General features: G+C 68.0%; 23 protein-coding genes and 1 riboswitch. Of the genes, 17 read left to right on the top strand and 6 right to left on the bottom strand.

The window, feature by feature from the left end:
• Window positions 1–12 precede the first annotated feature (12 nt).
• Window positions 13–107: riboswitch (S-adenosyl-L-homocysteine riboswitch) on the top strand.
• A 123-nt stretch (window positions 108–230) separates the two neighbouring features.
• From ahcY to J5T34_RS00950, 4 genes are all read left to right on the top strand, one after another.
• A complete protein-coding gene (gene ahcY, locus J5T34_RS00965; protein WP_208577639.1) occupies window positions 231–1,649 on the top strand; it encodes an adenosylhomocysteinase in 1,419 nt (472 codons plus the stop codon).
• Window positions 1,650–1,860: 211 nt separating this feature from the next.
• Window positions 1,861–2,214, top strand: coding sequence for a phage holin family protein (locus J5T34_RS00960; RefSeq protein WP_174107668.1), 354 nt, complete (start codon window positions 1,861–1,863; stop codon window positions 2,212–2,214).
• Between the two features lie 50 nt (window positions 2,215–2,264).
• Entirely contained in the window at window positions 2,265–3,095 is an 831-nt protein-coding gene (gene metF, locus J5T34_RS00955; RefSeq protein ID WP_208577637.1) for a methylenetetrahydrofolate reductase [NAD(P)H], read from the top strand.
• A gap of 82 nt (window positions 3,096–3,177) precedes the next feature.
• Window positions 3,178–3,966: a Mut7-C ubiquitin/RNAse domain-containing protein gene (locus J5T34_RS00950; protein WP_208577635.1), complete on the top strand. Its 789-nt coding sequence runs from the start codon at window positions 3,178–3,180 to the stop codon at window positions 3,964–3,966.
• On the opposite strand, the gene J5T34_RS00945 is transcribed toward J5T34_RS00950, so the two are convergent.
• Window positions 3,963–4,583 carry a 5-formyltetrahydrofolate cyclo-ligase gene (locus J5T34_RS00945; RefSeq protein ID WP_208577633.1) on the bottom strand — a complete coding sequence of 207 codons (621 nt, stop codon included), beginning with the start codon at window positions 4,581–4,583 and terminating at the stop codon, window positions 3,963–3,965. The genes J5T34_RS00950 and J5T34_RS00945 overlap by 4 nt on opposite strands.
• Window positions 4,584–4,732: 149 nt before the next feature.
• Here J5T34_RS00945 and J5T34_RS00940 point away from each other — a divergent pair, with 149 nt between their 5' ends.
• The 5 genes from J5T34_RS00940 (at window position 4,733) to J5T34_RS00920 (ending at window position 12,693) form a co-directional block, all read left to right on the top strand.
• A complete protein-coding gene (locus J5T34_RS00940) occupies window positions 4,733–6,703 on the top strand; it encodes a lytic transglycosylase domain-containing protein (RefSeq protein ID WP_208577631.1) in 1,971 nt (656 codons plus the stop codon).
• Between the two features lie 199 nt (window positions 6,704–6,902).
• Window positions 6,903–7,922 (top strand): complex I NDUFA9 subunit family protein, encoded by a 1,020-nt coding sequence (locus J5T34_RS00935; RefSeq protein WP_208577629.1) that lies wholly within the window; start codon window positions 6,903–6,905, stop codon window positions 7,920–7,922.
• A 354-nt stretch (window positions 7,923–8,276) separates the two neighbouring features.
• On the top strand, window positions 8,277–8,966 hold the full coding sequence (locus J5T34_RS00930; RefSeq protein ID WP_208577627.1) for a glutathione S-transferase family protein: 690 nt from the start codon (window positions 8,277–8,279) through the stop codon (window positions 8,964–8,966).
• A 10-nt stretch (window positions 8,967–8,976) separates the two neighbouring features.
• The gene (locus tag J5T34_RS00925; protein ID WP_208577625.1) at window positions 8,977–10,221 is read left to right on the top strand and encodes a multifunctional CCA addition/repair protein; all 1,245 of its coding nucleotides are present in this window, start codon (window positions 8,977–8,979) and stop codon (window positions 10,219–10,221) included.
• Window positions 10,222–10,434: 213 nt separating this feature from the next.
• Window positions 10,435–12,693 carry a hypothetical protein gene (locus J5T34_RS00920; protein WP_208577617.1) on the top strand — a complete coding sequence of 753 codons (2,259 nt, stop codon included), beginning with the start codon at window positions 10,435–10,437 and terminating at the stop codon, window positions 12,691–12,693.
• A gap of 36 nt (window positions 12,694–12,729) precedes the next feature.
• Here the strand turns inward: J5T34_RS00920 and J5T34_RS00915 are convergent, their stop codons facing one another.
• Window positions 12,730–12,924 (bottom strand): DUF2905 domain-containing protein, encoded by a 195-nt coding sequence (locus J5T34_RS00915; RefSeq protein WP_006579486.1) that lies wholly within the window; start codon window positions 12,922–12,924, stop codon window positions 12,730–12,732.
• A gap of 14 nt (window positions 12,925–12,938) precedes the next feature.
• Window positions 12,939–14,135: a class I SAM-dependent methyltransferase gene (locus tag J5T34_RS00910; RefSeq protein WP_208577615.1), complete on the bottom strand. Its 1,197-nt coding sequence runs from the start codon at window positions 14,133–14,135 to the stop codon at window positions 12,939–12,941.
• A 15-nt stretch (window positions 14,136–14,150) separates the two neighbouring features.
• Between J5T34_RS00910 and J5T34_RS00905 the strand changes: the two genes are divergently transcribed.
• The 5 genes from J5T34_RS00905 to ttcA all read left to right on the top strand — a co-directional run bounded on the left by J5T34_RS00905 (window position 14,151) and on the right by ttcA (window position 17,411).
• Window positions 14,151–15,029 carry an SDR family oxidoreductase gene (locus tag J5T34_RS00905; protein ID WP_208577606.1) on the top strand — a complete coding sequence of 293 codons (879 nt, stop codon included), beginning with the start codon at window positions 14,151–14,153 and terminating at the stop codon, window positions 15,027–15,029.
• An 85-nt stretch (window positions 15,030–15,114) separates the two neighbouring features.
• Window positions 15,115–15,510, top strand: a complete 396-nt coding sequence (locus J5T34_RS00900; protein WP_208577604.1) for a dihydroneopterin aldolase — start codon at window positions 15,115–15,117, stop codon at window positions 15,508–15,510.
• A gap of 120 nt (window positions 15,511–15,630) precedes the next feature.
• Window positions 15,631–15,921 (top strand): nucleotidyltransferase family protein, encoded by a 291-nt coding sequence (locus J5T34_RS00895; protein ID WP_208577602.1) that lies wholly within the window; start codon window positions 15,631–15,633, stop codon window positions 15,919–15,921.
• Entirely contained in the window at window positions 15,918–16,304 is a 387-nt protein-coding gene (locus J5T34_RS00890) for a HepT-like ribonuclease domain-containing protein (protein ID WP_208577600.1), read from the top strand. The genes J5T34_RS00895 and J5T34_RS00890 overlap by 4 nt, the downstream gene beginning before the upstream one ends.
• A gap of 126 nt (window positions 16,305–16,430) precedes the next feature.
• Complete coding sequence (gene ttcA, locus J5T34_RS00885) at window positions 16,431–17,411, top strand: tRNA 2-thiocytidine(32) synthetase TtcA (protein WP_208577598.1); 981 nt, start codon at window positions 16,431–16,433, stop codon at window positions 17,409–17,411.
• 37 nt (window positions 17,412–17,448) lie between these two features.
• Here the strand turns inward: ttcA and J5T34_RS00880 are convergent, their stop codons facing one another.
• Window positions 17,449–18,390, bottom strand: coding sequence for a DUF6279 family lipoprotein (locus tag J5T34_RS00880; RefSeq protein ID WP_244258618.1), 942 nt, complete (start codon window positions 18,388–18,390; stop codon window positions 17,449–17,451).
• 245 nt (window positions 18,391–18,635) lie between these two features.
• On the opposite strand from J5T34_RS00880, the gene glmU reads away from it, so the two are divergent.
• Both glmU and glmS read left to right on the top strand, forming a co-directional pair.
• On the top strand, window positions 18,636–20,009 hold the full coding sequence (glmU, locus tag J5T34_RS00875) for a bifunctional UDP-N-acetylglucosamine diphosphorylase/glucosamine-1-phosphate N-acetyltransferase GlmU (RefSeq protein WP_208577595.1): 1,374 nt from the start codon (window positions 18,636–18,638) through the stop codon (window positions 20,007–20,009).
• 123 nt (window positions 20,010–20,132) lie between these two features.
• Window positions 20,133–21,971, top strand: coding sequence for a glutamine--fructose-6-phosphate transaminase (isomerizing) (gene glmS, locus J5T34_RS00870; protein WP_208577593.1), 1,839 nt, complete (start codon window positions 20,133–20,135; stop codon window positions 21,969–21,971).
• Window positions 21,972–22,061: 90 nt separating this feature from the next.
• On the opposite strand, the gene J5T34_RS00865 is transcribed toward glmS, so the two are convergent.
• Together J5T34_RS00865 and J5T34_RS00860 are read right to left on the bottom strand one after the other, a co-directional pair.
• Window positions 22,062–23,438, bottom strand: a complete 1,377-nt coding sequence (locus tag J5T34_RS00865) for a heavy metal sensor histidine kinase (RefSeq protein WP_208577591.1) — start codon at window positions 23,436–23,438, stop codon at window positions 22,062–22,064.
• Complete coding sequence (locus J5T34_RS00860) at window positions 23,438–24,124, bottom strand: heavy metal response regulator transcription factor (protein WP_208577589.1); 687 nt, start codon at window positions 24,122–24,124, stop codon at window positions 23,438–23,440. The genes J5T34_RS00865 and J5T34_RS00860 overlap by 1 nt, the downstream gene beginning before the upstream one ends.
• 207 nt (window positions 24,125–24,331) lie before the next feature.
• On the opposite strand from J5T34_RS00860, the gene J5T34_RS00855 reads away from it, so the two are divergent.
• Complete coding sequence (locus J5T34_RS00855) at window positions 24,332–26,206, top strand: copper resistance system multicopper oxidase (RefSeq protein ID WP_208577577.1); 1,875 nt, start codon at window positions 24,332–24,334, stop codon at window positions 26,204–26,206.
• Window positions 26,207–26,247 lie beyond the last annotated feature (41 nt).

The raw sequence follows: 26,247 nt of genomic DNA, 5'->3' as shown, positions 1-26,247 counted from the left end.
GTACAATACCGCCACTCCGAGGAGCGTTGCAACGGACGGTGCGCGGGCCCAACCCCGCATTCTGCCATCCGCCAGGCTCGGAATGTCTTCAACGGCGCTCGCTGAACCGTGGTTCGCACGGTGGCGAGTCGACCTATCCGCACGCTGCGTCAGCTTCCCTGCCGACCGCAGCCGCTCCGCGGAACCCGTCCCCTCTGTTCACCGGCGTCCACTCTTCGACGGAGTGAAACATGAACGCTGTGACCGATCTCAGGAACGATTTCGTGGTGGCCGACATCGGCCTGGCCGGCTGGGGCCGCAAGGAAATCGCCATCGCGGAAACCGAAATGCCCGGCCTGATGGCGATCCGCGAGGAATTCGCCGCCAGCCAGCCGCTCAAGGGCGCCCGCATCGCCGGCTCCCTGCACATGACGATCCAGACCGCGGTGCTGATCGAGACGCTGAAGGCGCTCGGCGCCGACGTGCGCTGGGCCTCGTGCAACATCTTCTCGACCCAGGACCACGCCGCCGCCGCGATCGCCGCCTCCGGCACGCCGGTGTTCGCCTTCAAGGGCGAATCGCTGAAGGAATACTGGGACTTCACCCACCGCATCTTCGACTGGGCCGACGGCGGCACGCCGAACATGATCCTGGACGACGGCGGCGATGCCACGCTGCTGCTGCATCTGGGCGCGCGCGCCGAGCGCGATCCGTCGGTGATCGCCAACCCGGGCAGCGAGGAAGAGACCTATCTGTTCGCCGCGATCAAGGAAAAGCTGGCCAAGGATTCGGGCTGGTACAGCCGCAACCTGGAAGCGATCCGCGGCGTCACCGAGGAAACCACCACCGGCGTGCACCGCCTGTACCAGATGGCCCAGAAGGGCGAACTGCGCTTCCCGGCGATCAACGTCAACGACTCGGTCACCAAGAGCAAGTTCGACAACCTGTACGGCTGCCGCGAATCGCTGGTCGACGGCATCAAGCGCGCCACCGACGTGATGATCGCCGGCAAGGTCGCGGTGGTGTGCGGCTACGGCGATGTGGGCAAGGGCAGCGCGCAGGCGCTGCGTGCGTTGTCGGCGCAGGTGTGGGTCACCGAGGTCGACCCGATCTGCGCGCTGCAGGCCGCGATGGAAGGCTACCGCGTGGTGACGATGGAATATGCGGCCGACAAGGCCGACATCTTCGTGACCTGCACCGGCAACTACCATGTGATCACCCACGACCACATGGCCAAGATGAAGGACCAGGCGATCGTCTGCAACATCGGCCACTTCGACAACGAGATCGACATCGCCTCGCTGGAGAAGTACCAGTGGGACGAGATCAAGCCGCAGGTCGACCACGTGATCTTCCCCGACGGCAAGAAGCTGATCATCCTGGCCAAGGGCCGTCTGGTGAATCTGGGCTGCGCGACCGGCCACCCGTCGTACGTGATGAGCAGCTCGTTCGCCAACCAGACGCTGGCGCAGATCGAGCTGTGGCAGGAGCGCGATAGCGGCAAGTATCCGGTCGGCGTCTACACGCTGCCCAAGCACCTGGACGAGAAGGTCGCGCGCCTGCAGCTCAAGAAGCTCAACGCGCAGCTGACCGAGCTGACCGACCAGCAGGCCGCCTATATCGGCGTGTCGAAGGAAGGTCCGTACAAGGCGGATCACTACCGGTATTAATTGCGGGCCGATTGCCCGGATGGTGCTCCCCTCTCCCGCTTGCGGGAGAGGGGTTGGGGGAGAGGGAACGAGCGGTGGTCATGCCGCCGTCGCAAGACACTGCGAACGCCCTTGCCCTCTCCCCAACCCTCTCCCGCAAGCGGGAGAGGGAGTACACCAAGGGCAATCGGCGCGTTTTCGCTTTGTCCTTTTCCACCGACAAGGAGTAGCCATGAGATTGCTGGCGGTATGGATCATCAACGCCCTGACGCTGTTCGCGATCAGCGCGGTGGTCGACGGCATCGAAGTACGGGGCTTCGGCTCGGCGATGATCGCGGCGGCAGTGCTGGCCGTCATCAATACGCTGATCCGGCCGATCCTGGTGCTGCTGACCTTGCCGGTCACGCTGCTGACGCTGGGCCTGTTCATCTTCGTGATCAACGCGCTGCTGTTCCTGTTCGTCGGCAATCTGCTGTCGGGCTTCACCGTGTCGGGCTTCTGGACCGCGCTGCTCGGTTCGCTGCTGTACAGCGTGATCTCGACCCTGCTGGCCGGCCTGCTGCTGCGCGATCGCGAAGTGGCCTGACGCCGGGCGCTCCCTTTGCCCAGCGCCGCCCTGGGGCGGCGCCACCCATCATGCAAGACCGCTACTACAGCTTCGAGTTTTTCCCGCCCAAGACGCCCGAGGGCCGGGAAAAGCTGCGCAATACCCGTGCGCAGCTGGCCCCGCTGGGGCCCAAATACATCTCGGTGACCTTCGGCGCCGGCGGCACCACGCAACAGGGCACGCTCGACGCCGTGCTGGAGATCCAGCGCGACGGCATCGACGCCGCGCCGCATCTGTCCTGCGTGGGCTCGACTCGCGACGGCATCCGCGAGATCCTGCGCACGTACCGCGACAACGGCATCCGCCATATCGTCGCGCTGCGCGGCGACATGCCCTCCGGCATGGGCGAGATCGGCGAGTTCCGCTATGCCAACGAGCTGGTCGAGTTCATCCGCGCCGAGACCGGCGACTGGTTCCATATCGAAGTGGCCGCCTATCCGGAGTACCACCCGCAGGCGCGCTCGCCGCGGCACGACCTCGAGAACTTCGTGCGCAAGGTCAAGGCCGGCGCCGATTCGGCGATCACCCAGTACTTCTTCAACGCCGATGCGTACTTCCGCTTCGTCGATGACGTGCGCGCGCTCGGCGTCGATGTGCCGATCGTCCCGGGCATCATGCCGATCACCAACTACTCGCAGCTGATGCGCTTCTCGGAGATGTGCGGCGCCGAGGTGCCGCGCTGGGTCGCCAAGCGGCTGGAGAGCTTCGGCGACGACCGCGAAGCGATCCGCGCCTTCGGCCTCGACGTGGTCACCGCGCTGTGCGAGCGGCTGCTGGCCGGCGGCGTGCCGGGGCTGCATTTCTATACGCTGAACGCAGCGGGAGCGACCAAGGCGATCTGGCAGCGGCTGAAGCTGTAAGCGTGTAAGGCCGTAAGGCTGTAAGGCGCGCAGCCGCGATGGCGGCCATGCGGTGCGCACCGCCGGTGGCATACTGTGCCGCATGGTTACCGCCACGTTCCGCTTCTACGAGGAGCTGAACGATTTCCTCCCCCCGGCGATGCGCGGACGGGACTGGTCCTGTCCGTGTGCCCGCGCGGCCACGGTCAAGCACATGATCGAGGCGCTCGGCGTGCCGCACACCGAGGTCGAGCTGATCCTGGTCAACGGCGAGTCCTCCGGCTTCGACCGGCTGCTCGCCGACGGCGACCGGGTCTCGGTCTACCCGACCTTCGAGGCGCTCGACGTCACGCCGCTGCTGCGGGTACGCCCGGCCCCGCTGCGGGTCACCCGTTTCGTCGCCGACGCCCACCTGGGCGGGCTGGCCGCCCTGCTGCGGCTGACCGGCTACGACACCCTCTACGACAACCACTTCGACGATCGCGAGATCGAGGCCATCGCGGCGCGCGAGGGCCGCATCGTGCTGACCCGCGACCGCGAGCTGCTCAAGCGCAGCAGCATCACGCACGGCTGCTACGTGCGGGCGCTCAAGCCGCAGGCGCAACTGCGCGAGATCTTCACGCGGCTGGACCTGCGCCGGCAGGCACGGCCCTTTTCGCTGTGCCTGAGCTGCAATGTGCCGCTGCGCGCGGCCTCCAGCGAGGAAGTGGCCGGCCGCGTGCCGCCGGCCGTACTCGAGCGGCACGCGCGTTTTTCGACATGTGAAGCTTGCCGGCGGGTGTTCTGGGAGGGCTCGCACTGGCGCCGGATGCGGGCGCTGGTCGATTCGCTGATGTTGCCGGCGACGGAGGACGACCGCACGTCCGCCGGCCCGCCGAGCCTTAGCGCCTAGAAGCGCCCGTTCTCCGTCACCATCCAGTCCATCGGGATGTCGTGCGCCCCGGGTGCCAGATCGATCCGGCAGCTTTCGTAGCCGATGCCGATCGCCACCGGCTTGCCCGGCAGCGCGGCCAGCGTGCGGTCGTAGAAGCCGCCGCCGTAGCCCAGGCGGAACTTCTGCGCGCTGAAACCGACACAGGGAATCAGCAACGCGTCGGGCGCCACGGCCGGCGTGCCGTCGGGCACCGGGATGCCGTAGCGCCCTTCGCGCATCGGCGTGTCCGGCGTCCAGCGATGGAAGTCCAGCGGCACCGCCGGGCGGCTGACGGCCGGCAGCGCGGCGTCGCGCCCGGGCGCGGCCGCCAGCCAGCGCGCAACCAGGCCGCGCGCGTCGAACTCCTGCTGGATCGGCCAGTAGAACCCCAGGCAACGCACCGGCAGCCAGTCGAGCAGCGCGGCCAGCTCGGCCTCGATGCGCGCGTCCAGCTGCGCCCGCTGCGGCAGGCTGGCGCGACGCTCCAGCAGCGCAGCGCGCAGCGCCCGGCGCTCGGCGGCGGGATCGCCGGACGCCGAGGATGGCTGAGGAGGCGAGGGCAGGGGATCGATCGGACCGGTCGGTGCGTTGGCCATGAGCGGGAGAAATACGTGCCGAAGCGGGGTGTTAGTCCACGATCGGCTGGTGTGAAGTGCGTGTGATAATGTCCGCGGACTATTGGTTTTCAAGCGGTTCGGCAGCCACATGGAAGGCCGGCCGGGCCGCCACAACAAGGAAAGACAGGATGCGCAAGGGAGTATATCGGCAGCGTGCGGGACAGTTCGCATTGACCGCGATCGCCACCGCATTGAGCTGGACGCTGCTGGCAACGCCGGCCGCCGCGCAGAAGCGCACGGTATCGTCGAACGGGCAGGGCGCCGCGTCGACCATGATCCCGAGCAATCCGGACGACGCCTTCAGGGCGCTGCGCGACGCCGCGCGCAAGAACGACGTGGCCCGCGCCTATGCGATCTCGGCCACGCTGGTCGACTACCCGGTGCCGTCGTACGTCGAATACTTCCGCATCAAGCCGCAGCTGTTCGACGCCACCGGCCTCGCGCGCATCGACGCGCCGGACGACGAGGTGCGCGCGTTCCTGCAGCGCTACCAGGGCGAGGCGATCGCCGACCGCATGCGCAACGACTGGCTGCTGGTGCTGGGCAAGCGCCGCGACTGGGCCAACTTCGACGCGCAGTATCCGCAGTTCGTGCTGAAGGACGATACCCAGGTCGAGTGCTATGCGCTGCTGTCGCGCGCGCTGAAGGGGCAGAACGTCGCCGCCGAGGCGCGCGCGATGCTGACCGAGCCGAAGAACTATGGCGAGGGCTGCGTCGACCTGATCGGCTATCTGTACCAGAGCCGCCAGATCACCCGCGCGGACGTCGCCTTCCAGGCCCGCACGGCGCTGGAGCAGAACTACACCACGCTGGCCGGGCGCATCGCGGCGACCGTCCCCGATGGCGCCGTCGACGGCGACACGCTGGCCACGGTGGTCAAGATGGCCCGCAACGATCCCGGGCAGGCCGCCGCCTACCTGACGGCCAGTTCGGGCAGCCTGTCTCGCGACGAGCAGGGCGCGGGCTGGGGCGTGGTCGGCCAGTTCGCCGCCAAGAAGCTGCTGCCCGATGCGGCCGGTTACTTCCGGCGCCAGATCGAGCTGGGCGGCAATCAGTGGTTGTCGACCGAAACGCAGGAATGGCGCGTGCGCGCGGCGCTGCGTCAAGGCGACTGGAAGCTGGTGCGCCTGGCAGTCGAATCGATGCGCCCCGAATTGCGCACCAAGGACCCAGCCTGGACCTACTGGCTGGGCCGGGCGCTGGCCGACGCGGGCCGCACCGAGGAGGCCCGCCAGCAGTACCAGTCGATTGCCAGCGGCTTCAATTTCTACGGGCAGCTCGCCAGCGAGGAACTGGGCCAGCGCATCACGCTGCCGCCGCGTACCCAGGTCAGCGACACCGAGGCCATGGCGATGCGCACCCGCCCGGGCTTTCAGCGCGCCAAGGCGTTCTACGACATGGACCTGCGCTTCGAGGGCAACCGCGAGTGGAACTGGGAGCTGCGCGGCATGAGCGACCGCGAGCTGCTGGCCGCGGCCGAGTACGCGCGCCGCATCTCGTTGCTGGACCGCACCGTCAACACCGCCGACCGCACGCAGGCGCAGCACGACTTCTCGCTGCGCTTCCTGATGCCGTTCCGCGACATCATGCAGCGCGCCACCGACGAGGCCGGGCTCGACATGGCGTGGGCCTACGGCATCATCCGGCAGGAGTCGCGTTTCATCATGAACGCGCGCTCGTCCGCCGGCGCGCATGGCCTGATGCAGGTGATGCCGGCCACGGCCAAGTACGTCGCGCGCAAGATCGGCATGACGGACTTCACGCCGTCGATGATGAGCGATCCGAACGTCAACATCCTGCTCGGCACCAGCTACATGAGCATGGTGCTGACCGACCTGGAAAGCTCGCAGACGCTGGCCTCGGCCGCCTACAACGCCGGCCCGGGGCGGCCGAAGAGCTGGCGCACCAGCCTGTCGCGGCCGGTCGAGGGCGCGATCTTCGCCGAGACCATTCCGTTCACGGAGACGCGAACCTACGTCAAGAATGTGCTCTCCAACGCCACGTACTATGCTGCATTGATGCACGGACATCCGCAGTCGCTGAAGGCGCGGCTGGGCACCGTGGTGCCGTCGCAGGTCACCACCACCAGCCTGCCGTGACGATCCGCTGACGGTGCCCCGAGGGCGCTCCTGGTACGCGCCGTTCGGGTACCGCTGCCGGCCATGCCCTGGCCGGCGCGGCACGCCTGTGCAAGGCGGCGCCGCGCGATGTCCGCCGCTGGGTTGAACGCTGGGTCGAACGCTGGGTCGAAACCCGCCGCGGCAGCCGTGCCGCGGCCACCGTGCCACGGAGGACATCATGCTGACGAGCAATGTACTGGTCATCGGCGGTTCCGGCTTTATCGGCAGTCATCTGGTCGCGCGCCTGTCGGGCGTGGCGAACCACAGCAACGCGCCGCTCGAACACGCGACGGTGGTGATCCCGCCGATGGACCCCGAGCGCATCGTGGTGGCGACCCGCAACGAGGACAATGCGCGCGACCTGCTGGCGCTGCCGCGGGTCGAGGTCGTGGTGCTCGATGTCACCGACGAGGCGGCGCTCGACAGCGCGATCGGCTCGCTGGGCATCGAAGGTATCGTCGTCAATCTGGTCGGCGTGCTGCACGGCGGGCGGGGCGACCCCTATGGGCCCGAGTTTGCCGCCGCCCATGTCGAACTGCCGCGCCGGCTGATCGAATCGATGCGGCGTACCGGCGTTCGCCGGCTGCTGCATATGAGCGCGCTCGGTGCCGACAGCGCCGGCCCGTCGATGTATCTGCGCAGCAAGGGCGACGGCGAGCGGGTGGTGCGCGACAGCGGCCTGGACTGGACCGTGTTCCGCCCGTCGGTGGTGTTCGGCCCCGACGATCATTTCCTCAACCTGTTCGCCAGCATGCAGCGGCTTGCGCCGGTGGTGCCGCTGGCCTGCGCACAGGCACGCTTCCAGCCGGTCTACGTGCAGGACGTGGCGCAGGCGATGGTCAATGCGATGGCGACCCCGGCGACCATCGGCCGCTGCTACGAACTCGGCGGCCCGCAGGTCTATACGCTGGAGGAACTGGTGCGCTTCGCCGGCGAGGCCTCGGGCCATCCGCGGCCGGTGCTGCCGCTGCCGGACGCGCTGGCGCGGCTGCAGGCCGCAGTGCTCGAACATATGCCGGGCGCCTTGCTGTCGCGCGACAACCTCGATTCGATGCGGCTGGACAATGTGCTGACCGGGCCGATGGCGCCGGAGCTTGGGGTGCATCCGACCAGCCTGGAGGCGATCATGACAGAGGCGCTGTCGGGCGGCAGGGAGACGCGGCTCGAGGCGCTGCGGTCGAGCGTGCATCGGCGGTGAGGCATGCGTCGGAGCTGCCCTCTCCCCGGCCCTCTCCCGCAAGCGGGAGAGGGAGAACACCGGCAGACCGCTCCCCGCTCCCACTTGCCGGAGAGGGAGAACACCGGCGGACGGCTCCCCTCTCCCGCTTGCGGGAGAGGGGCTGGGGGAGAGGGCAGCAGCGGTCCAATGCTCACTGCTATGTGACCCATATTGACACCGCTTGCGAGTCCAATTCGTTTGGTCCGCCCCAGGGCCGCTCGCTACAATGTTCGGCCTGAAGCGCAGTGTGGCGCGCCATGGCGTGCAATGTCGCCATCTCCCGCCTGCCACCACCGTGCGCGCCTCGCGCTCTCCCTCTCCAAGGACCCGCAAATGAAGCTCGTCATCGGCAACAAGAACTATTCCTCCTGGTCGTTGCGTCCCTGGCTGGTGATGGCGCATACCGGCATTCCGTTCGAGGAAGTGCCGGTGCGCCTGTTCACGCCGAGCTTCGCCGAGGAGATCGGGCGCTATGCGCCGGCCAACAAGGTGCCGGCGCTGATCGACGGCGATATCGTGGTGTGGGACTCGCTGGCCGTCGTCGAATACCTGGCCGAGCGCTTTCCCGACAAGCCGCTGTGGCCGCGGGACCCCGCCGCGCGCGCGTTCGCCCGCTCGATCTGTGCCGAGATGCATGCCGGCTTCGGCAATCTGCGCAGCCAGCTGCCGATGAACCTGAGCGCGATGCTGCCCGGCATGGGCTGGAACGTCGCGGTGCAGCGCGACATCGACCGCATCGTGCAGCTGTGGAAGCAGGCGCGCGACCGCTTCGGCAAGGGCGGCCCCTTCCTGTTCGGCGAATTCTCGATTGCTGACGCCTACTACGCGCCGGTCGTTTGCCGCTTCGCTACCTATGGCATTCACCTGCCCGAACACGCCAAGGCCTATGCCGACCTCGTGCTCGAGCTGCCGGCGCTGCAGCGCTGGATCGCCGCGGCGCGCGAGGAGCGCGACTTCCTCGCGCCGGACGAGCCGTACCGCACCGCGCCCGACCGCGACGACGCGATCGTGATCCATCACTGAAGGACGCTCGATGCAGATCTACGCCGTCGGCGGCGCCATCCGCGACCAGTTGCTGGGCACGCCGAGCCAGGACCGCGACTACGTGGTCGTCGGCGCGACCCCTGCGGAGATGGAGGCGGCCGGCTTCAAGCCGGTCGGCAAGGACTTCCCGGTGTTCCTGCATCCGCGTACCCGCGAGGAATACGCGCTGGCGCGCACCGAGCGCAAGACCGCTGCCGGCTACAAGGGCTTCGCGTTCTATTGCTCGCCCGATGTCACGCTGGAGGACGACCTGATCCGGCGCGATCTGACCATCAACGCGATGGCGCAGGCCGTCGACGATGCGGGCCGGCTGGCCGGTCCCGTGATCGACCCGCATGGCGGGCAGCGCGACCTCGCCGCCCGCGTGTTCCGCCACGTATCGCCGGCCTTTGCCGAGGACCCGGTGCGCATCCTGCGGTTGGCCCGCTTTGCGGCGCGCTTGCCCGACTTTACTGTCGCGCCCGAGACGCTGGCGCTGATGCGGGTGATGGTGGACAGCGGCGAAGTCGATGCGCTGGTGGCCGAGCGGGTCTGGCAGGAACTGGCGCGCGGCCTGATGGAAGCGCGTCCGTCGCGGATGTTCGAGGTGCTGCGCGAGTGCGGCGCGCTGGCGCGGCTGATCCCCGAGCTCGATCGGCTGTGGGGCGTGCCGCAGCGCGCCGAGTATCACCCCGAGATCGACACCGGCGTGCACGTGATGATGGTGGTCGATACCGCCGCCGCGATGCGGGCGCCGTTGACGGTGCGCTTCGCCGCGCTGGTCCATGACCTGGGCAAGGGCACCACGCCGGCCGACGTGCTGCCGCGCCATATCGGCCACGAGCAGCGCAGCGTGGCGCTGCTCGAAGCGGTCTGCAAGCGGCTGCGCGTGCCGACCGATTGCCGCGACCTCGCCGTGCTGGTCGCGCGCGAGCACGGCAATATCCATCGCTCCAGCGAATTCAATGCGGCCGCGGTGACGCGGCTGCTCGAGCGCTGCGACGCGCTGCGCAAGCCCGAGCGCTTTGCCGAAGCGCTGCAGGCCTGCGAGGCAGACGCACGCGGGCGGCTGGGGTTCGAACAGCGCGACTATCCGCAACCGGCGCGCCTGCTCGCGGCGCGCGCGGCTGCCGCCAGCGTCGATGCCGGCGCCATCGCGCGCGAGTGCGCGGGGCAAGTCGATCAGATCCGCGAGCGCGTGCACAAGGCGCGGGTCGACGCAGTGGCGCGCGCGCTCGAGCAGGCGGGCGGCTAGGGCGGCAACAGCAAGCGGACGCCGCAATTCGATAGCCGCTGTCCGGCATGGCCAACAGAATGGCGCCTCGCTCGAATGCCGGCCGCTAGCCCATCTACGGTGCGTTCGCGCGGCACTCGCCGACCGCTGGCGCTGAAGCGCAACTTCCCGTGACAGTCGTGCCGCCTCGATACGGCGGCGAAGCGGCGGCGCTTCCTTCCAGGTCCGTACGCCATGCCCGATCCCATCGCCCCGCGTTTGCCCCTCCCCGTCATGGCCATTGCGCCATCCGATTCCGACGACCCCGCGCCCCTTCATGCTTGCGCCGATAGCGAACCGCAGGCCGGCGCCGATCCCGATTTCGACATCGATACCGACATCGATACCGTCGCCGGTTGGCATTGCCTGCCGGACGAACTGCGCCTTCATGTCGCCAGCTTTTTGCCATGGCAGGCCATCGATGCGCTCGGTCAAACCCATCGCCGCACCCGCGATGCGCTCGCGCCGGCGACAGTGGCGACCCGCGTCGCCTGGCGCATCGCCAGCGTATCGAGCCTCTCGACGCTGGCGCGCACGCTGGCCGAACTTGGCAGCCCGGTGTTGTCGGACGGGCAGCGGGCGCATGGGCTCGCTGCCCTGGCCGACCGGCTGCCGAGCCTGCATGGCGGTATGGTGTCGGCGGCGCGAGACCTGCTGTTGGGCGCCAGTGCGCAGCTTCCCGTGGCCCTGCGCGTGGGCGCTCTCGCCCGCCTGATGCAGGGCTTGGCGCGCTGCCGGGAGCCGATCGACCATGAGCGCGGTGCGCGCCCGCTGCTCGCCGCAGTAGACGCATTGCCGCCCCCGCAGCGCGCCACCGTGCTGATCGCCTGCCTGGGCATCGGTTCTCTGCCTTTGCACGCGATGCCGAGCGTCGAGCGGTGGATCGACGGCGCGCTCCGCCTGCCCATCCCGGGCCGCGGTGCCTTGCTTGCGCAGGTGCTACGGCGCTTTTCCTTCGTCAGCGCATCGCGCGACGATGCCCGGGTGCAGCGGTTCCTGCAGGTGTGCGGCGAATTGCGGATGCCGGATGGCACGCCCTCGTGGAGCGAGCAGGCCGATCTGCTGACGGCGCTGGCCATCGAACTCGACCAGCGCAGGACGCATGGCCTTGTCGAGAACCAGGCGGCGGCGCACGACCTGTGGACCGAGCTGGTGAACGCCGCGGACCGCTTGCCGGACGAATTGGCGCTCGACGTGATGGTCGGGCTGGCGGGACCTGGGGCGCTGCGTCCGGGCGAAGGCGCGGGGCCGCGCTGGTCGGTACTGTGGCAGGCCGGCCAGCGTTTCGGCGCCAATCCCGCGCGGTATGCGCGCTGGCTTGCGGCATTGGCCGCCAACCACGGATGGCAGGAACCGGCGGACGCATGGCAACGATTGAACGAGGCGGCCCGAACGTTGCCGGCGGAAGGGCAGGCCACGGTGCTCGCCATGCTGACGCGCGGCATCCATGCCGGGGCCGACCTGGCGGAGCGGCAGGACCGTTGGCGCGCCCTTTATGAACAGACCGTCGGGCAACTGCCGGTCGCGTTGCGGACCGGGCCGCTGACGCAACTGGCTGACGCGTTGCATACCGAGGAGGCCGGCGTGGATGATGGGCGCTGGGCGGACCTGGTGGCGGCGCTGCCTCCGCTGTCGACGACATCCCGGATCAAGGTACTGCTGGGCTGCATCGATATCGGAACGGCCGAGCGGTTCTGGGAGCCGTGTCGCGGCGGGATCATGCAATTGCCGGGCGCCGAGCGCGCGGCCGCACTGGCCGACCTTGCCGAACGCCTCGTCCACCTGCGCCCGTTGGCTGCGCGCGCCGCGGCATGGTCGGATATCGCCGAATCCGTGCTCGCCTTGCCGCCGGCACAGCGTAGCGCGCCGTGGCAGATGCTGCTGCGGCGAATCTACCCGACATTCCCGTCTGACCTCGAAGCGCAGCTCAATGCCTACCGCACGTTGGCGGCATTGCTGATCGGGCAGCCTCCTCTTGCCCGGCAGCAATGTCTGCTGGCGGCCGGATGGAACACCGCCCCGGAGCGATGCCTATGGGTCCTGACGCAGGTGGGACATTTGCCTGCGGCATTGCGGGCCGAGGTACTCGTCCGCGTGGCGCACTGCGCTCATGTCGGCGTCGCTCCGGGGTGGAACGCCGCCCGACGCGTGCAGGTGTGGATCGACTTGCTGCAGGCCGTGCGGGAATTGCCGACGCACTATCGCGGCGCGCCACTGCATCAGATGGCGCAGCTGCTCGCCAATCTGCCGCCGGCAAAGCGCCATCGGGCGCGACGGCATTTCGCGGCGCTGCTGCGTGGCGTATCGCCGAGCGACATTCCGCCCGGATTCGCGTCGGTCGATCCCTTCTCGGAATCGGCGATGGTCCGCCGGGCCCTGAAGCGGCCGCGGCATCCCGAAGATCAACCGATCGTCTCGCCGAAGCGCCGGCGCCTCAACGAGAACTGGCCTTGACACTATCGGGGTCCGCCTCCCGACCGACAACGCGCGTTACAGCAGCCGGCCGACCACCAGCGCGATCAGCGACAGCAACACCGTCGACGCGAACGGCAGCACCCACTCGCGGCCGAACAGCCGGAAACGCACGTCGCCGGGCAGCCGGCCCAGTCCGATCTTTTGCAGCCACGGCAGCGCGGACGACAGGATGATCACGGAAAGGAAGATGGTCAGGGTCCAGCGCAGCATCGTGGGTTCCGTGGCTACAAGGTGTGGCTGCGGTCGCCCGCGGCAAAGCCGATCGGCACGCTGTCGCCCAGACCGCGCGTCAGTGCGATGGCCTTGAACAGCTCGCCCATTTCCGCTTCGGACAGCAGTTTCTGCACCGCGTTGGCGGCCGGCAGGAAGCTGCGCGCATCGTTCGGGTCCAGCGACATCAGCAACTCGGTGATGCCGGCATTCATCAGCAGGCGGGCCTGCGAGGCGAAGCCGGCGACTTCGAGACCCGCGTCCACCGCGGCCTGCGCGATGCCGCTGAAGTTCACGTGGGCCGTGATGTCCTGCAGCCCCGGATAAAGAAACGGATCGGGGTGCGCGTGATGGCGGTAGTGGCACATCAGCGTGCCGCCGGTGCGCTGCGGGTGGTAGTACTCGCTGGCCGGGAAGCCGTAGTCGATCAGCAGCGCTGCGCCGCGCGACAGCATCGCGCCGAGCGAGCGGACGAAGCCCTCGGCCTCGGCATGGGTCTCGGTGACGACGTCGTGATCGCCGGGAATCGCCGCGACGGCTGCCGGAATGTCGGAGGGAGCGAGCTTTCTGTCGGCGAAGCGGAACCGGGCCTCGTGCCTGTCCTCGGCGCCCTCGGCGCGCGCCACCCCGCGCTCGTGCCAGACGCCGCCGACCCGCGCGTACAACCGCACCGGCATCGCATCGAGAACCTCGTTGCCGATCGCTACGCCTTCGAAACGGGTGGGCAGGGCGTCGAGCCACTGCACGCGTGCGGCCAGATGCGGGGCCCTCGCGGCCAGTGTGGCCTGCTGCCGGGCGCGCAGCTCGCCGGACAGTTCGACGATCCAGTAGCGGGAGGGCAGCCGGCCCTCGGTTTCCAACGCCAGCAGCAGATCCGCTGCCAGCCGGCCGGTGCCGGCGCCGAACTCCATCACTTCGTCCAGGTCCAGCCCGAGCCATTGCGCGACCTGGCGCGCCAGTGTGCGCGCGAAGAATGGGGTCAGCTCGGGGGCGGTGATGAAGTCGCTGCCGTCGCGCACGTCGCGGCCGAACTTGGCCGCGCCGCCGCTGTAGTACCCGAGCCCGGGCGTGTAGAGCGCCATCGCCATATAGCGGTCGAAGCCGAGCCAGCCTTGGGCGGCGTCGATCGCCTCGCCGATGCGCGTGGCCAATGCCGTGGAGGCATCGAGCGCGTCCGCGGAGGGAAGGGGTAAACTACCGGTTTTCTGCATCCCGCGATTGTAGCAATGCCAGATTTCACTTCTGCTGCCGCTTCTTCCGGCGCTGCCTCCGCAGTGGGCTCCGCAGTGGGCTCCTCAGCTGCAGCCGCCGCGACCGCCTCGTCGACGCAGGCCGCTGCGCCGGGCAACAGCCGCGGCATCGCGCTGGTGACGGGCGGCGCCCGCCGCATCGGCCGCGCCATCGCCCTGGAGCTGGCGGCGCGCGGCTGGGATATCGCGGTGCACTGCCATCGCTCGCGCGACGAGGCCGAGGAGGTGGCGGGACAGATCCGCGCCATGGGCCGCCGCGCCGCGGTGCTGCAGGCAGACCTGGCCGACGAGGCCGCCACCGGCGGGCTGATCGCCGCCTGTACCGCCGCGCTGGGCACGCCGACCTGCCTCGTCAACAACGCCTCGCTGTTCCAGTACGACGTTGCGACCAGCTTCTCCTACGGCTCGCTCGACACCCATATGCGCACCAATGTCGCCGCGCCGCTGCTGCTGTCGCGCGAGCTGCACCGCGCGCTGCCGGACGATGCGCGCGGCGTGGTGATCAACCTGCTGGATCAGAAGCTGGACAATCTGAACCCGGACTTCCTGTCCTACACGCTGTCGAAGGCCGCGCTGCAAACCGCCACCATGCAGCTGGCCCAGGCGCTGGCGCCGCGCCTGCGCGTGGTCGGCGTGGCGCCGGGCATCACGCTGGTGTCTGGCGACCAGTCCGGCGGCGGCTTCAAGCGCGCCCACCGGATGACGCCGCTGGGCCAGTCCTCGACGCCCGACGATATCGCCCAGGCCGTGGCCTATCTGGCCGAGGCCCGCGCGGTCACCGGCACCACGCTGTATGTCGACGGCGGCCAGCACCTGATGCCGCTGGCGCGCGACGTGATGTTCCTGACCGAATGACTTCCCTGGAGCCGGCGCCGCCTGTACCATCGGCGGCCTTTGCCGGTTCCCGGCTCCTTCCTCTCTGCCCCTCTCTCACGCCGCCATGTCCGCCGCTCTTTCCCATCCCAGCCTGCAAGACTGCCGCCGCATGTTCCTGCGCAACTACGAAGTGCAGATCAACATCGGCGTGCACGAATTCGAGAAGAAGGGCGAACAGCGCGTGCTGATCAATATCGACCTCTACGTGCCGCTGGCGGAAAGCACACCGCACGACGACAAGCTGCACGAGGTCGTCGACTACGACTTCATGCGCAATACCGTCGCCGAGCGGATGGCGCTGGGCCATGTCCACCTGCAGGAAACGCTGTGCGACGACGTCGCCCGCGCGATGCTGCGCCACCCCAAGGTGCGAGCGGTGCGGGTGTCGACGGAGAAGCCGGACGTGTATCCGGATTGCGATTCGGTTGGGGTCGAGGTGTTTCATATCAAGGCGGCGTAAGGCCCGACGACGCGGCGGATATACCGGCTCTCGAAAGACGAGCGAGGTTGTCCTATTGCTCTCCGGCGTCTTTCCCATATCATTTGCCGAGAAGTCCCACTCTTAGCAGATTGGTGAGCCATGCGACCCTCGAAGGCATTTCAAGCGCATCGCGCTGCGATCCGAAACATCATCGAGAGCCATCACGGCTCCAATCCTCGGGTGTTTGGCAGCGTGCTGCATGGATCGGATACGGCGGCAAGCGATCTCGATATCCTGATCGACCCTACGCCGGAGACCAGCTTGCTCGACATTGGGGCCATGCGGCTCGAGTTGCGTCGCCTGCTGGGCGTCCCCGTAGACGTCGTGACGCCCAACGCCTTGCCGGAGCAGTTCCGGGATGAGGTCGTCAATGAAGCGGTCCCGGTATGAGCCGAGACCGGCGCAGGCTGATTGAATATCTCGGCCATATGCTTGAGGCGGTGAAGCAGGTGGAGTTGTATGTGGCTGGCATGGAGGAATCGGAGTTTCTGCGCAATCGCCTAGTGCAGGACGGGGTAATCCGGAACATCGAAATCGTTGGCGAGGCGAGCCGCAACATTGAGCGGCATTACCCGGAATATGCCCGGGCGAATCCGGATGTTCCTTTCGCCGCGGCATACGAAATGCGAAACGCGCTTGCCCACGGCTATTTCAAGGTAGATCTTCAAGCGGTATGGCTGACGGTGAAACGCGATCTTCCTGCGATTGCCGCGCAGATCACCCCGTTGCTTGCCGCGCTTCGCCAGCAAGAAGGGGCTGAACCAACCGGCTAGGCCTGTCCGGCCGCCCAGACCAGAGGCGCGCCGCTCCTGTCTCCAGCCCCCTCCCCCGATACCCGCTAAAATGGCGTTCTTTGCCGTAAGGCCGGCGCGCGCAGTGCCGGCGATAGCCCTCCCGCCATGACCGAAACCACCCACTCCAAGAACTTCTACCGCCTCGAGACCTATCTGCAGTCGCAGACGGGCCGTGCGATCGGCGACTTCAAGATGATCGAGGACGGCGATACGGTGCTGGTCTGCCTGTCGGGCGGCAAGGACTCGTACACGATGCTGTCGGTGCTGATGGCGCTGCAGAAACGGGCGCCGATCGACTTCAAGCTGATCGCGATGAATCTCGATCAGAAGCAGCCGGGCTTCCCAGAGGACGTGCTGCCGCGCTATCTGGATGGCATCGGCGTGCAGTACGTGATCGTCGAGGCCGACACCTATTCGATCGTCAAGGAGAAGGTGCCCGAGGGCAAGACCACCTGCTCGCTGTGTTCGCGGCTGCGCCGGGGCGTGATCTACCGGACCGCCAAGGAACTGGGCGCCAACAAGATCGCGCTCGGCCATCATCGCGACGACATCGTCCAGACCTTCTTCCTGAACATGTTCTTCGGCGGCAAGATGAAGGCGATGCCGCCGAAGCTGGCCACCGACGACGGCCAGCACATCGTGATCCGGCCGCTGGCGTACTGCTCGGAGAAGGACATCGCCGCCTATGCGCGCGCGATGGCATTCCCGATCATCCCCTGCAATCTGTGCGGCTCGCAGGAGAACCTGCAGCGCAAGAAGGTCAAGGAGATGCTGCTCGAGTGGGAGCGCCAGAATCCGGGCCGCATCGACAATATCTTCTCGGCGCTGAAGAACGTGGTGCCGTCGCACCTGGCCGATACCGAGCTGTTCGACTTCAACGGCCTGGCCACCGGACTGGCCAAGGTCGACGAGGCCTCGCTGTTTGGCGATTCGACCTTTTCGCAGCAGCCGCTGGTGTTCGCCGGCGGCAGCGCCGAGAACCGGATGGAGTTCGTCCGTTTCGAGAAGCCGGCGGTGCGTGAAGCCCAGCCCGACGGCCCGGCCGTGGCCGCCGCCGGCGCTGCAACGGCGCCGGCCGCCGAATAAAGCGGGGCGTCCGAGCGCCCGCGTTTTTCCCTCTGCTTCAGCTCGCCGCGCGCGACGGCGCCAATGCCGGCTGCCGCGGCGCCTCGCGCATCAGCGACTGCGTATCCTCGATCCACTTCTGGAAGCGCTCGACCGCGTGGCGCTTCTGCTCCGGCGTGGTCATGTTGGCGATCTGCGCCGCCACCGACAGTCCGGCCTCGGTATTGGCCTCGTAGCTGACGCGGCGCTCGCGCGTCGGCGGCGCCTGCCACTGATTGCCGAAGCGCTGCAGCAGCGCGATCACGCGCGCCTTGGGCGGATGCTCCGCCTGGACCTGCCGGACCAGCGCCATCCAGGCCTGCTGGCGCTTGACCCGTTCGGCGAAGCGCGCCTCGGCGTTGTCGACGACCGGACCGAGCGCCGTGCGGATGGCGTCCTGCTGCTCGCGCGAGAAGCGTCCGTAGATCAGCGTGGCCCACTCCATCACCTTGTCGTAGCGGGCTTCCAGCCGATCTTCCGGGCTGCCGCGCAGGAATTTCTTGCGGTACTTCTCGTTGCCGTCGGCGAACTTGCGCTCCATCCGCTTGATCTGCTCGGGCGTCAACGTCAACAGCAGATCGGCGACATCCGGTATCGCATGGTCGAAGGCCACGCGCGCCATGCGCTGCGTGTCGTCGCGCACGCGTTCAAGCTGTGCCTCGGTCACCGGTCCCTGGACCTCGCTCTTGGCGCGTTGCAGCAAGGCGGCGATTTCGGGCAGCTGCTCGCGCCGATGCCAGGCGAAGAACCGCGCGATGGCGTCGCGCGTTTGCGGTTCCTGGTCGTCGGAGACGTCGACATAGTTGTCGATCCACCAGTAGGCGAGGTGGTCTCCCTGCTGATAGCCGAGCTTCATCGCATTGCAGGCGGTCAGCAACACCAGCATCCCCGCCGCGATCAGTTCGCGCCACCGCACATTGTGAATTTGCGCAACAGCCGTCAAGCGGCGGATACCCCCCATGCTAGAATCGCCGGACGCGCTGACGGCCGCTGGCCGCCGCCCGCCAAGCCAGGTCTGGCAACGGTTTGCGGACGATGGCAGGGTGCCGGCGACGGCTTCCGCATGAGCCTGTCCATGGCGGGATGAGGCCGATGACCGGCCCATCGCCAGCCAGTTGCGCCAGCGCCCGGCTGTCACGTCGGGGCTGGTCGCGCGTCTTTTCGATCCGGATGTCAATTCGGGCGCACTCACTTAGGAACCTCCTCGTGAACATCGTCATTCTCGCCGCCGGCATGGGCAAACGGATGCATTCCGATTTGCCGAAGGTGCTGCATCCGCTGGCCGGCCGGCCGCTGCTTGCTCATGTGATCGATACCGCGCGTACATTGTCGCCGACGCGGCTGGTGGTGGTCGTGGGCCATGGCGCCGAGCGGGTCCAGGCGGCGGTCGCCGCGCCCGATGTCGCCTTCGCGCTGCAGGCGCAGCAGCTCGGCACCGGCCATGCGGTGATGCAGGCGCTGCCGCTGCTCGATCCGGCGCAGCCCACGCTGGTGCTGTACGGCGACGTGCCGCTGACCCGAGCGGACACGCTGGCCCGTCTGGTGGAAGCCGCCGGGCAGGACCGTTTCGGCATCCTGACCGTCGAGATGGACGATCCGACCGGCTACGGCCGCATCGTGCGCGACGCCGCCGGCAGCATCGCCCGCATCGTCGAGCAGAAGGACGCGAGCGACGCCGAACGCGCGATCCGCGAGATCAATACCGGCATCGTGGTCTGCCCGACCGCGAAGCTGACCGAGTGGCTGTCCACGCTGCGCAACGACAACGCGCAAGGTGAGTACTACCTCACCGATACCGTCGAGCGCGCCGTCGCCGATGGCGTCGAGGTAGTGTCCGCCCAGCCGGGCGCGCTGTGGGAGACGCTGGGCGTCAACAGCAAGGTGCAACTGGCCGAACTCGAGCGGCTGCACCAGCGCAACCTGGCGATGCGCCTGCTCGAAGCCGGCGTCACCGTGCTCGATCCGGCCCGGATCGATATCCGGGGCGAACTGACATGTGGCCGAGACGTCACGATCGACGTGGGGTGCGTGTTCGAAGGACGGGTTCACCTGGAAGACGGCGTGCAGATCGGTCCTCACTGTGTGATCCGCGATAGTCGCATCGGTTCCGGCGCACGTGTGCTGGCCTTCTGCCATCTGGAGCAGGCACAGGTCGGCGCGGACGGCCGGATCGGGCCCTACGCCCGTCTGCGGCCCGGGACCGAGCTTGGCGAGGACGTCCATATCGGCAACTTCGTCGAGGTCAAGAACAGCCAGATCGCCGCGCACAGCAAGGCGAACCATCTGGCCTATGTCGGCGATGCCACGGTGGGCTCGCGCGTCAATATCGGCGCTGGCACCATCACCTGCAACTACGACGGCGTCAACAAGCACCGCACGGTGATCGAGGACGACGTCTTCATCGGCTCGGACTCGCAACTGGTCGCCCCGGTCACGGTGCGGCGGGGCGCCACGCTCGGCGCCGGCACCACGCTGACCAAGGAAGCCCCGGCCGACCAGCTGACGCTGTCGCGCGCCAAGCAGATGACCATCCCCGGCTGGCAGCGCCCGGTCAAGCAGCCCAGGCAGGGCACGAAGTAAGATAGGCGCACCGCGCTGGCCGGCGCGCAAGGCCCGGGACGGGCGGCATAAGCGCCCGGCATCCGGACATCGAACAAAGCATCAACGCAGGCGGTCACGAGCCGCTGCACCAGGGAGAGCAACATGTGTGGCATCGTCGGCGCGGTTTCGACGCGCAATATCGTTCCGGTACTGATCGAAGGCCTGCGCCGCCTGGAATACCGCGGCTATGACTCCTGCGGCGTGGCGGTGGTCCGCGAAGACACGCTCAAGCGCGCCCGCACCGTGTCGCGGGTGGCGGACCTGGACGAGCAGACGCGCGGCTCCGGCCTGTCCGGCACGATCGGCGTGGCCCACACGCGCTGGGCGACCCACGGCAAGCCCGACACCATCAACGCCCACCCGCACTTCTCCGGCGAGACCATCGCGCTGGTGCACAACGGCATCATCGAGAACTACGAGCCGCTGCGCGACGAACTGCGTGCCGCCGGCTACGGCTTCGATTCGCAGACCGACACCGAAGTCGTCGCGCACCTGGTGCACCAGGCCTACACCTATCCGAGCAGCGCGACGCGCGGCGACCTGTTCGCCTCGGTGCGCGCGATCACCAAGCGCCTGCACGGCGCCTACGCCATTGCCGTGGTGGCCAAGGACCAGCCGGACGTCGTGGTCGGCGCGCGCGCCGGCTCGCCGCTGGTGGCGGCGCTCGGCGAAGGCGAGGCGTTCCTCGCCTCGGACGCATTGGCCGTCGCCGGTACCGCCAACCGCGTGATCTATCTGGAAGAGGGCGACGTGGTCGAGGTGCGGCGCGACGCGATCACGGTCCACGACCTCAACGACGAGCCGGTCGAGCGTGAAGTGCGCGTGGTCGAAGCCCATGCCGCGGCCGTCGATCTCGGCCCGTACCGGCATTTCATGCAGAAGGAAATCTTCGAGCAGCCGCGCGCGCTGGCCGACACGCTCGAGGGCATCGAAAGCATCGAGCCGAGCCAGTTCGGCGAGCGCGCCGCCGAGGTGTTCGCCAATATCGACAGCGTGCTGATCCTGGCCTGCGGCACCAGCTACTACTCCGGCTGCACCGCCAAGTACTGGCTCGAAGCGATCGCCCGCATCCCGACCCAGGTCGAGGTCGCCAGCGAATACCGCTATCGCGTGACGGTGCCCAATCCGCGCCAGCTGGTGGTCGTGATCTCGCAATCGGGCGAGACCGCCGACACGCTGGCCGCGCTGCGCCATGCCAAGAGCCTCGGGCACGAGCACACGCTGTGCATCTGCAACGTCGCCAGCAGCGCAATGGTCCGCGAAACCGAGCTGCGTTTCATCACGCGCGCCGGCACCGAGATCGGCGTCGCCTCGACCAAGGCCTTCACCACGCAGCTGGCCGCGCTGTACATGCTGACGCTGGCGCTGGCCAAGCTGCGCGACACGCTGTCGGAGGAAAGCCAGGCCAAGGCGCTGGCGAATCTGCGCCATCTGCCTGCCGCGCTGCACGGCGTGCTGGCGCTCGAGCCGCAGATCATCGCCTGGTCGGAGGACTTCGCCCGCCGCGAGAACGCACTGTTCCTCGGCCGTGGCCTGCACTACCCGATCGCGCTGGAAGGCGCGCTGAAGCTGAAGGAAATCTCGTACATCCACGCCGAGGCCTATCCGGCCGGCGAGCTCAAGCACGGCCCGCTGGCGCTGGTGACCGAGGCGATGCCGGTGGTCACCGTCGCGCCGAACGACGCGCTGCTGGAAAAGCTCAAGTCAAACATCCAGGAAGTGCGGGCCCGCGGCGGCCGCCTCTATGTGTTCGCCGACGCGGACACCCACATCACCTCTACCGACGGCATCCAGGTGATCCGCCTGCCCGAGCACTACGGCGACCTGTCGCCGATCCTGCACGTGGTGCCGCTGCAATTGCTGGCGTATCACACGGCCTGCGCGCGGGGTACGGATGTCGACAAGCCGCGGAATCTGGCGAAGTCGGTGACGGTGGAATAAGCGGATCGGTCCCGGAAAGGGCGCTGCGGCGAGGCAAGCCGCAGCGCCCTTTTTCTTTGTCGGCAGCGAGAAGCCGCACGCCCTAAGCCGTCAGCTCGCCTGCTTCGGAAACCGCAAGGCAAACCGCGTCTTGCCCCGCTCCGACCGCACCGCGATATCCCCGCCATGCGCCAGCATGATGGCCTTGGTGATCGACAGCCCCAGGCCCACGCTGTCCGACTCCGGCCTCGTCCGCGATTTATCGCCTCGCGAGAAGCGATCGAAGATCGAAGGCAGCAGGGCCGGGTCGATCCCGGCGCCGTCGTTCTCCACCGCGACCTCGACGTGTTCGCCGGCATCGGCCACGTCGACGACAATGCTGCCGCCCGGCGGCGTGTAGCGCAGCGCGTTCGAAATCAGATTGCTCAACGCCCGCCGCAACATCAGCCGGTCGCCTCGGATCCGGCCGTCTCCCTGCAGCGCCAGCCGCACCGCCTTGTCCTCCGCCAACGCCTCGTAGAACTCGAACAGTGCGCGCACCTCGTCGGCGATGCGGATCGCCTCGGTGTTCGGCAGATCGAGCCCGTGTTCCATCTTGGCCAGATACAGCATGTCCGAGACCATGCGTGCGAGCCGCTGCAGTTCCTCGGCGTTCGAGGCGAGGATGTCGCGGTATTTGGCGGCGTCGCGCGGCTGCGATAGCGCGACCTGGGTTTGCGTCATCAGATTGGTGATCGGCGTGCGCAGCTCGTGCGCCAGGTCCGACGAAAACTCGGACAGCCGCCGGAAATCGTCCTGCAGTCGGGCCAGCATCGCGTTCAGGTTCGCTGCCAGGTCGGCCATTTCGACGGGCACGGCTTCGACCGGCATCCGCTCGGACAGCTTGCTGCCGGTCACGGTCTGCGCGCGCGAGGCCATGGTGCGCAACGGCGACAGTCCCCGTCGCGCCGCCCACCAGCCGAGCACGCCGCTGGCCAGCGCCGCGAGCGCGATATAGAACACCAGCGACTGGCGAAAGGCGTGAATGAAGTGGTCGTGGATCTCGGTGTCCATGCCGACCAGGATGCGCAGCGGCTCGCCCGTGGCCGGGTCGCGCACGGTACGCGCCATGCCCCGATACAGCTGGCCGTTCTGCCGCCATTCGAGCGCGTCGTTGTCCGCGCCGCCTCGCGTCGCCGCATCGAGAGCCGGGCGGAAATCGACGCCGGGGCTCGCAAACAGCGGCTCGGCTGTCCCGCCCCGAACATGGATCAGCAGGCCGCCGTGGTGCTTCTGCGCATCGGCCAGCCGCGCCGCCATGCCGTCGGCCGAACCGGCCATGGCGATCCGCTCGACCATCCGCAGATTGTCGCCAAGCAGCGCGTAGTCCTGATCGGCGAAGTGCCGGTCCATCGCCGAGAAGATCAGCCATCCCAGGCCGAGCAGCACGCACGCGGAAGTCAGCGAGAACAGCGCGGTCAGCCGGGCCGTCAGCGACAGGCGCGGCATCAGTCGGCGTCCTCCGGGTTTTCGAGCACGTAGCCCATGCCGCGCACCGTCTGGATCAGCTTGAGGTCGAAATCGTCGTCGATCTTCGCGCGCAGCCGGCGGATGGCGACGTCGATCACGTTGCTGTCGCTGTCGAAGTTCATGTCCCAGACCTGCGAGGCGATCAAGGAGCGCGGCAGCACCTCGCCGCGCCGGCGCGCCAGCAGTTCGAGCAGCGAGAACTCCTTGTTGGTCAGCACGATGCGCCGGCCGGCGCGCGTCGCGCGGCGACGGGCCAGATCGAGCACCAGGTCGGCGATCTGGATGCGGTCCAGGGCGACCTGCGTCGCACCGCGGCGCAGCAGCGTGCGCACGCGCGCCAGCAACTCGGCGAAGGCAAACGGTTTGACCAGATAGTCGTCGGCGCCGAGCTCCAGGCCCTTGACGCGATCGGCGACGCTGTCGCGCGCGGTCAGGAACAGCACCGGGACCCGGTTGTCCGCGGCGCGCAGCGTCTGCACAATGCGCCAGCCGTCCATGTCGGGCAGCATCACGTCGAGCACGATCAGGTCGTACGGCTCCGTCATGGCCAGATGCTGGCCGTCCAGGCCATTGGCGGCCAGGTCCACCACGAACCCCGCTTCGGTGAGGCCCTGCCGCAGGTATTCCCCGGTCTTGGCCTCGTCTTCGACTACCAGCAATTTCATCTGCGCTTCCGCTCCCGCTTCCCGTCTCGCGCGGCGCCACGATCGGCGCCCGGAGCCACTGTCGCGATAGTGTAGGGCGAGGCGGGCCAACATGACGCGAACATTACCGGAATGTAATGTCGAGGTAATTGGCCGGTTACTGCGCCGTCCTTATGCTGGCGACGCGATAAACGCAATTAACGCGATAGACCTCAAGGAACCGTCTCCATGCCTCGTTTTGCCTCACCCGCGTTGGCCCTGCCGCCCCATCTGTCCCGCCGGCGCTTCGTGCAAGGCCTGGTCGCCGGCGGCGTGCTCGGTGCGCTGTCGGGCTTGCCGGCCGCGGCATGGGCGCAGAACGCAGGGGCGCCGCGACGCGCGGGCAGTGGCAGCGCGCCGGTACTGAGCGGAACCGAGTTCGATCTGGTCATCGAGGAGGCCGCGGTCAACTTCACCGGCAAGCCGGCCATCGCCCACACCATCAACGGCATGCTGCCGGGGCCGACGCTGCGCTGGCGCAAGGGCGACACGGTGACCATCCGCGTCACCAACCGGCTGCGCGAGCCGACTTCGATCCACTGGCACGGCATCATCCTGCCGTTCGAGATGGACGGCGTGCCAGGCATCAGCTTCCCCGGCATCGCCCCGGGCGAGACCTTCACCTACCGCTTCAAGGTCGTGCAGAGCGGCAGCTACTGGTACCACTCGCACTCCGGCTTCCAGGAGATGACCGGCGTCTACGGCGGCCTGATCATCGACGGCGACGACGATCCCATCCGCGCGGACCGCGACCATACCGTGCTGCTGTCCGACTGGACCGACGAGGACGGCATGCGGGTGCTGTCCAAGCTCAAGACCCAGAGCGACTACTACAACTACAACCAGCCCACCGTCGTCGACTTCTTCCGCGATGTCGCCAACGACGGCGTCAAGGCCGCCGTCGACAAGCGCCGCATGTGGAACCAGATGCGGATGAGCCCGACCGACCTGGCCGATCTGTCCTCCTACACGCTGACGTATCTGACCAACGGCGTGACGCCGGCCGGCAACTGGACGGGCCTGTTCAAGCCGGGCGAGAAGGTGCGGTTGCGCTTCATCAATGGCAGCGGCAATACCTTCTATGACGTGCGCATTCCCGGGCTGAAGCTGAAGGTGGTGCAGATCGACGGCCAGAACATCGAGCCGGTGACGGTCGACGAATTCCGCTTTGGCCCCGGCGAGACCTGCGATGTCCTGGTGGAGCCGCGCGACGAGGCCTACACGATCTTCTCGCAGTCGATGGACCGCACCGGCTATGCGCGCGGCACGCTGTCGACGCGTGCGGGGCTGCAGGCGGCCGTGCCGGCGCTCGACAAGGCCGAATGGCTGACCATGGCGGACATGATGGGAGACATGGGCGCCATGGGCGGGATGGCCGGCATGGATCACGGCGGTGCTCATGGCCACGGTGCCATGCACGGCGCCCACGGCAACCACGGCGCCCACGGCAACCACGGTGCTCACCATGGCGGCATGGCGATGGACCACAGCCAGCACGCCATGGCCGCGATGCCGGCCGAACGCTCGCTGAAGGTCCCCAGCAAGACCGCCCGCCATGCGCGTACCGAGTACGGCCCGAGCACCGATATGCGGGTCGATATGGCGCGCACCAATCTCGACGATCCGGGCATTGGTCTGCGCAACAACGGGCGGCGCGTACTGACGCTGGCCGACATGCGGACCATCGGCGGTCCGATGGACCCGCGCGGGCCGGGCCGGGAGGTGGAGCTGCACCTGACCGGCAACATGGAGCGCTACACCTGGTCGTTCGACGGCCTGGAGTTCGGCAAGTCGACGCCGGTGTACTTCCGCCACGGCGAGCGGCTGCGGGTGATCCTGCACAACGACACGATGATGACCCACCCGATGCATCTGCACGGCATGTGGAGCGAGCTGGAAACCCCGGACGGCGACTTCCAGGCGCGCCGGCACACGATTCCGGTGCAGCCGGCGCAGCGCATCAGCTTCCTCGTCACCGCCGATGCGCTCGGACGCTGGGCCTGGCATTGCCATCTGATGATGCATATGGACGCAGGCATGTTCCGCGAAGTGCTGGTGGCCTGATGGGCCCGAGCTTCCCTCCGAATTCCAAGACGCACCGGGCC

Origin of the sequence: Cupriavidus gilardii, from assembly GCF_017598945.1 — a bacterium.
In the GTDB taxonomy this organism is placed as follows: Bacteria; Pseudomonadota; Gammaproteobacteria; order Burkholderiales; family Burkholderiaceae; genus Cupriavidus; species Cupriavidus gilardii_E.
The sequence above is the reverse complement of the archived record's forward strand: the minus strand, read 5'-3'. Positions and strand labels throughout refer to the sequence as shown.